The following is a 6462-nucleotide window of genomic DNA, read 5'->3' as shown; positions in this document are numbered from 1 at the left end:
CCGCTGTTCGAGCTCGTGCTCGAAGACGAGGTCGTCGCCGTCGACCAGTTTTTCGGCATCTTCCGACCGCTCGACCCAGACGATCGACGAGCGGTTGGTGCCGTCCTTGTCCGGCTTGAGCGGCAGCGTGGCAAAGGGGCCGGCTGGCAGAAAATGCTCTTCGGCGCGGCCATTGTGCGGCCGTTCATGCGCCACGGTGCAGACGATGCCGGACTGGCCGTACTCCCATTTCACCGTCTTGATGCCGGCCATGTCGCGCAGCTTCGAGTTCACGCCGTCGGCGGCGACCAGCAGCCGCGCCTTCAGCGTCGCGCCGTCGACAAGATGCACGGTGATGCCGGCGCCGTTCACGTCGAAGGCACTGACGGCGACGCCTTCGATGATGTCGATGCCTAATATTTCAGCGCGCCGGCGCAAGGCGCCGTTCAAATCCCGGTTGGCGACCATATGCGCAAAGGCTTCGCCGGGCGCGACCTCGCCATCGAAAGTGAGAAACACCGGGCGCACCGGATCGGAAGCGCGCGAATCGGTGACGATCATTTCGGTGATGGCCTGCGCTTCGGGCGCGATTTCGGCCCAGACGCCGAGCTGGTCGAGCATGCGGCAAGCGGCAGCGGCGATGGCCGAGGCGCGGCCGTCCTTTTGCCAGGCACCGGCGGGCGCGGCGTCGACGACAGCGACCGCCAGGCTCGGTCGCGCCTGTTTCAGCGATACGGCGGCGGCAAGCCCGACATAGCCGGCGCCGGCGACCAGAATGTCGAGCGCGGTTCGGTTTTTTGCATCCTCCTTGCGGTCCACCATGGCAAATTCCTTTCCGGCCAAATTCCCTTCCGGCCTTGACTGCCCGTCATTCCTGTCGGAAACCGCCATAACACTTTGCGGTGAGGGCGCGAAATATGACGGCGGCCATGGACGAGCTTCTCGGCATTCTCGACCTCGAGCAGCTGGAACACAACCTGTATCGAGGTCGCAGCCCCAAACTCGACTGGCAGCGTGTCTTCGGTGGCCAGACCATCGCCCAGGCGCTGGTCGCCGCCCAGCGAACGGTGGAGCCCGAACGCCACGTACATTCGCTGCACGGCTATTTCATGCGGCCCGGCGACACCAAGGTGCCGATCATCTACCAGGTCGACCGCATCCGCGACGGCGGCTCCTTCACCACGCGCCGTGTCGTGGCTGTCCAGCACGGCCAGGCGATCTTTTCGCTGGAAGCCTCGTTCCAGCAGGAAGAGGTCGGGCTCGAGCATCAGGTGGCGATGCCGCAGAACGTGCCGGCGCCCGACACATTGCTGTCGCAGCGCGAACTGATTGGCAAGTTCGGCGAGGCCGTGCCCGACGGCATCAGGCGCTACTGGGAGCGTGACCGGCCGATCGAGATGAAACCGGTGATGCTTGAGCATTACACCAGCCGGGAAAAGCTGGAGCCGAAGCAGAACATCTGGATCCGCACGACCGGCCCAGTTCCGGCCGATCGCGCCACGCAGGCGGCAGTGCTTGCCTATCTCTCTGACATGACGCTGCTTGATACCTCGACCTTTGCGCATGGCCGCGCCATTTTCGATAGCGACATCCAGGCGGCGAGCCTCGATCACGCCATGTGGTTCCACCGCAGCCATCCGCTCGACGACTGGATGCTCTACACGCAGGACAGCCCGTCGACGCAAGGGTCGCGGGGGTTCACTCGCGGGTCGCTGTTTGCCCGCGACGGCACGTTGATCGCCTCGGTTGCCCAGGAGGGCCTGATCAGGCTGAAGCGGCCGCCCGCCGAATAGGCATTTTTGAAAAATTGCCTATTTTTTAATCAGTTGCGTTGTCGCGACTATGCACAGTCAGCCGGCAAACCTTCCCCAATCCCTTATTTAACAATAGGTTAACACCCTGCTTCGGCAACTGGCACGGAGCTTGAATCCTAGCGGGCACTCTCCGGCTCTCATGGGGATCGGCGACGTCGTACAAACGCGGGGGACCGCAACAGCAAAGGGTGAAACCTTATGAAAATCGTGATGGCAATCATCAAGCCGTTCAAGCTTGACGAGGTGCGCGAAGCGCTCACCGCAGTCGGCATCCAGGGCCTGACCGTCACCGAAGTCAAAGGCTACGGGCGTCAGAAGGGACACACGGAAATCTATCGCGGGGCGGAATACGCGGTCAGCTTCCTGCCGAAGATCAAGATCGAAGTCGCGGTCGGCCTGGACATGGTCGACAAGGCCGTCGAAGCCATCACCGCGGCGGCCAAGACCGGTCAGATCGGCGACGGCAAGATCTTCGTTTTCGGCATCGACCAGGCGGTGCGCATTCGCACCGGCGAAACAGACACCGACGCGCTTTGAGCTGCGGACACGTATTCCAATGGAGAGTTCAATGAATATTCCTTCTACTTTGAAGTCGGCGGCGCGCACCGCGCTGCTGGGCTCGCTCGCGATCGCAGCACTGGGCACGGTCGCCGCATTCGCGCAGGAAGCGGCTCCGGCCGCACCGGCAGCGCCAGCGGCGCCGGCCTTCACCGTCGACAAGGGCGACACGACCTGGATGATGATTTCCACCATCCTGGTGCTGTTGATGACCATTCCCGGCCTTGCCCTTTTCTACGGCGGCCTGGTTCGCGCCAAAAATATGCTGTCGGTGCTGATGCAGGTCTTCACCATCACCAGCGTGGTCATGATCGTCTGGGTCTTCTACGGCTACAGCCTTGCCTTCACCCCCGGCAATGCCTTCGTCGGCGGCCTTTCCAAGATGTTTCTTGCCGGTGTCGACGTGACGACGGTGTCGGAAACCTTCACCAAGGGCGTCGCCATTCCTGAGCTGGTGTTCGTCATCTTCCAGATGAGCTTCGCCTGCATCACGCCCGCCCTGATCGTCGGCGCCTTCGCCGAACGCGTCAAGTTCTCCGCCGTGATCCTTTTTACCATCCTCTGGGTCACATTCGTCTACTTCCCGATCGCGCATATGGTCTGGTTCTGGGGTGGCCCGAGCGCTTACAGCGACCCGTCGGGGCTCATCTTCGGCTTCGGCGCCATCGACTTCGCCGGCGGCACGGTCGTTCACATCAATGCGGGCATCGCCGGCCTTGTCGGCGCGCTGATGATCGGCAAGCGCATCGGCTACAACAAGGACGTCATGGCGCCGCACTCGATGACGCTGACCATGGTCGGTGCTTCGCTGCTGTGGGTCGGCTGGTTCGGCTTCAACGCCGGTTCGAACCTCGAAGCCAACGCCTACGCGGTGCTGGCCATGGTCAACACCTTCGTCGCCACGGCGGCGGCGGCAGTGACCTGGATCGTGCTCGAAACGCTGCTGCGCGGCAAAGCGTCGATGCTTGGCGCGGTTTCGGGCGCGGTTACCGGCCTTGTCGCCGTCACACCCGCTGCCGGCTTTGCCGGACCGATGGGCGTCATCGTGCTCGGCATCATCGCCACCTGCGTCTGCTACTTCTTCGTCTCGGTCGTGAAGAACAAGTTCGGCTACGACGACAGCCTCGATGTCTTCGGCATCCACTGCGTCGGCGGCATCATCGGCGCGCTCGGCACCGGCATCCTGGTCAACCCCGCCCTCGGCGGCGCTGGCATCGTCGATTATTCGACAGCCGACTTCGCCGCCGGCTATGCCGGCACGGCGACCCAGCTGTGGTCGCAGTTCAAGGGTGTCCTGGTAACCGTCCTGTGGTCGGGCATCGGCAGCGCCATCCTCTACAAGATCGTCGATATGATCGTAGGCTTGCGTCCGACAGCCGATGCAGAGCGTGAAGGGCTCGACCTCACCGCGCATGGCGAAGCGGCCTATCACCCGTAAGCCTTGCCAAGTCTTGTCTGGGCGGCCTCGGCCGCCCTGCATCCTCCCATCCCGTCGTGACGCTCCTGCAAGGGCTCACGCATTGAGGCCCGGACCTGTTCCGGGCCTCTTTTTTGCGCGCAGGCGGCCAAGCCAGATACTAGCCGCAAGATACTTCCCCCAACCCCTTATAGTTAATGCTGCCTTAACCTTCCCGCCGATAGTCTGGAGCCCGAATCTGCCGAGCTGCGCGCACGCTATCGGCCAGGCAACGACAGACGGGGAAGAGCATGCGTTCAGGGGCTTCAGCACCGCTCGCGCTGGCCGATACGGGGTACGGCATCCGGGCGTTCGCGCGGCGTCAGGTCGGCCGGCTGGTCGGTGCCGGCCTGTTTGCGCTGGTCGCCTTCGGTATCGCCAGCCTCGCCACCTGGAACGTCGCCGACCCAAGCTTCTCCCACGCCACCGATAATATCGTCAGCAACGCCATGGGCTATGTGGGCGCTGTCTTCTCCGACCTTGCCATGCAGTTCTTCGGACTTGCTGCCGTCGCGGCGCTGGTGCCGGCGGTGGTCTGGGGATTTCTGCTGTTTTCGGCGCGCGGCGTCGACAGGCTGCCGAAGCGCGGGCTCGCCTGGTTTGGCTACGCGGTGCTTGCTGCGGCCATCGCCGGCTGCGTGGTGCCCCCCAAGACCTGGCCGCTGCCGACCGGCCTCGGCGGCGTATTCGGCGACATGGTGCTCAAGATTCCCGGCTTCGTCGTCGGCGGCTACCCGACCGGTCTCATCGCCAGCGTGCTCGCCGTGCTTCTCGCCGCGCCGGCACTGTGGCTGTTTGCCTACGGCTCGGCGCTGATTGCACGCCAGAACGGTTTCGCGGTCCTGGAGCAACCGGCTGCGCCCGAGCCCCGGGACCAGGACGACCTGCTTTTCGACAATGACGAGGACGAGGGCGACGAGGGCATTCTGGCGCTTGGCGCGATCACGCACTGGTGGCTGTCGTTGCGCGCCTATCTTCGCCGCCGTGCCGCGCGCCGCCGGGAGCACGATGACTTCGAACCGGAGATGGAACCGCGCGCCAGCGCCTGGCGGCGCGCTGCCGAGCGGGTCGAATCGGCCGAATTTGCCGAATCGCGGATGAGTGCCGATGGCCGGGCCCGCGTCGAGCCGGAATTCTTCGCCGCCATGGTCAACGACCGCAGCGCCTCGCTCGATCCCGACGACGCCGATGTTTTTGACGATGACGACGACATGGATTTTGCGCCGGAGCCCGTGGGCCAGCGCAGCACTGCGCCCAATGCGAAGGTGCAGCCGTTCCGCTCCGACGCGGCCACCCGCGTCGCGGCACCGGCGCCCCGGCCCGTTCCGGGCGCCCGTGTCCAGCGCGAAGCCCAGACCTCGCTGATCGGCTCCGAACAATTCGAAATGCCGTCTCTGCATTTCCTGTCCGAACCGAAGAACGTCGTGCGCGATGCCAGCCTGTCCAAGGACGCACTGGAGCAGAATGCCCGCCTGCTCGAGGGCGTGCTGGAGGATTTCGGCGTCAAGGGCGAGATCATCCATGTCCGCCCGGGCCCCGTCGTCACGCTTTATGAGCTGGAGCCGGCGCCCGGCATCAAATCGTCGCGGGTCATCGGCCTGTCCGACGACATCGCCCGCTCGATGAGCGCGATCGCCTGCCGCGTCGCCGTGGTGCCGGGCCGCAACGCCATCGGGATCGAGCTGCCGAACGCCAAGCGCGAGACCGTCTATCTCAGGGAAATCATGGCCAGCCGCGATTTCGAGACCACCAAGGCCAAGCTCGCGCTGGCGCTAGGCAAGACCATCAATGGCGAGGCGGTCATCGTCGACATCGCCAAGATGCCGCACGTGCTGGTCGCCGGCACCACCGGTTCGGGCAAGTCGGTCGCCATCAACACTATGATCCTGTCACTGCTCTACCGGCTGACGCCGCAGGACTGCCGGCTGATCATGATAGACCCGAAAATGCTGGAGCTCTCGGTCTATGACGGCATCCCGCATCTTTTGACGCCTGTCGTCACCGATCCGAAGAAGGCGGTGGTGGCGCTGAAATGGACCGTGCGCGAGATGGAGGACCGCTACCGCAAAATGTCCAAGGTCGGCGTCCGCAACATCGACGGTTTCAACGCGCGGGTGCAGCAGGCGGAGAAGAAAGGCGAGAAAATCTCGCGCACCGTGCAGACCGGCTTTGACCGCCAGACCGGCGAAGCGATCTACGAGACCGAAAACCTCGATCTCGAGCCGATGCCCTACATCGTCGTCATCATCGACGAGATGGCCGATTTGATGATGGTCGCCGGCAAGGACATCGAAGGCGCGGTGCAGCGCCTTGCGCAGATGGCGCGCGCCGCCGGCATCCACGTCATCATGGCGACGCAGCGGCCGTCGGTCGACGTCATCACCGGCACGATCAAGGCCAACTTCCCGACCCGCATCTCCTTCCAGGTGACGTCGAAGATCGACAGCCGCACCATCCTGGGCGAGCAGGGCGCCGAACAGCTGCTTGGCATGGGCGACATGCTCTACATGGCCGGCGGCGGCCGCATCCAGCGCGTACACGGCCCCTTCGTTTCCGATGACGAGGTCGAGAAGATCGTCGCGCATCTGAAGCTGCAGGGCGTGCCGGAATATCTCGATGCCATTACCGAGGATGACGACGAGGACGGCGACGAGC

The 6462-nt window shown here is 64.2% G+C and carries 5 protein-coding genes; 4 read left to right on the top strand and 1 reads right to left on the bottom strand.

Going from position 1 to position 6462, the window contains the following annotated elements:
• Positions 1-801: FAD-dependent oxidoreductase (locus tag EOA78_RS34670; protein ID WP_127320145.1), on the bottom strand; the 801-nt coding region annotated here is incomplete at its 3' end.
• A gap of 95 nt (positions 802-896) precedes the next feature.
• Here EOA78_RS34670 and tesB point away from each other — a divergent pair.
• From tesB to EOA78_RS34650, 4 genes are all read left to right on the top strand, one after another.
• Positions 897-1772 (top strand): acyl-CoA thioesterase II, encoded by an 876-nt coding sequence (gene tesB, locus EOA78_RS34665; protein ID WP_127320143.1) that lies wholly within the window; start codon positions 897-899, stop codon positions 1770-1772.
• Positions 1773-1991: 219 nt separating this feature from the next.
• A complete protein-coding gene (locus EOA78_RS34660) occupies positions 1992-2330 on the top strand; it encodes a P-II family nitrogen regulator (protein ID WP_023800571.1) in 339 nt (112 codons plus the stop codon).
• Between the two features lie 31 nt (positions 2331-2361).
• Complete coding sequence (locus EOA78_RS34655; protein ID WP_127320141.1) at positions 2362-3789, top strand: ammonium transporter; 1428 nt, start codon at positions 2362-2364, stop codon at positions 3787-3789.
• 269 nt (positions 3790-4058) lie between these two features.
• A partial coding sequence (locus EOA78_RS34650; protein ID WP_164784099.1) for a DNA translocase FtsK occupies positions 4059-6462 on the top strand: 2404 nt, incomplete at its 3' end.

Origin of the sequence: Mesorhizobium sp. M5C.F.Cr.IN.023.01.1.1, assembly GCF_003997585.1 — a bacterium.
Taxonomy (GTDB): Bacteria; Pseudomonadota; Alphaproteobacteria; order Rhizobiales; family Rhizobiaceae; genus Mesorhizobium; species Mesorhizobium wenxiniae.
Note: the sequence above shows the minus strand (reverse complement) of the source record. Positions and strands in the feature narration are given on the sequence as shown.

Coding starts and splice junctions, on each gene's coding strand:
- tesB (WP_127320143.1), top strand. CDS start 897: ATGACGGCGGCCATGGACGAGCTTCTCGGCATTCTCGACCTCGAGCAG.
- EOA78_RS34660 (WP_023800571.1), top strand. CDS start 1,992: ATGAAAATCGTGATGGCAATCATCAAGCCGTTCAAGCTTGACGAGGTG.
- EOA78_RS34655 (WP_127320141.1), top strand. CDS start 2,362: ATGAATATTCCTTCTACTTTGAAGTCGGCGGCGCGCACCGCGCTGCTG.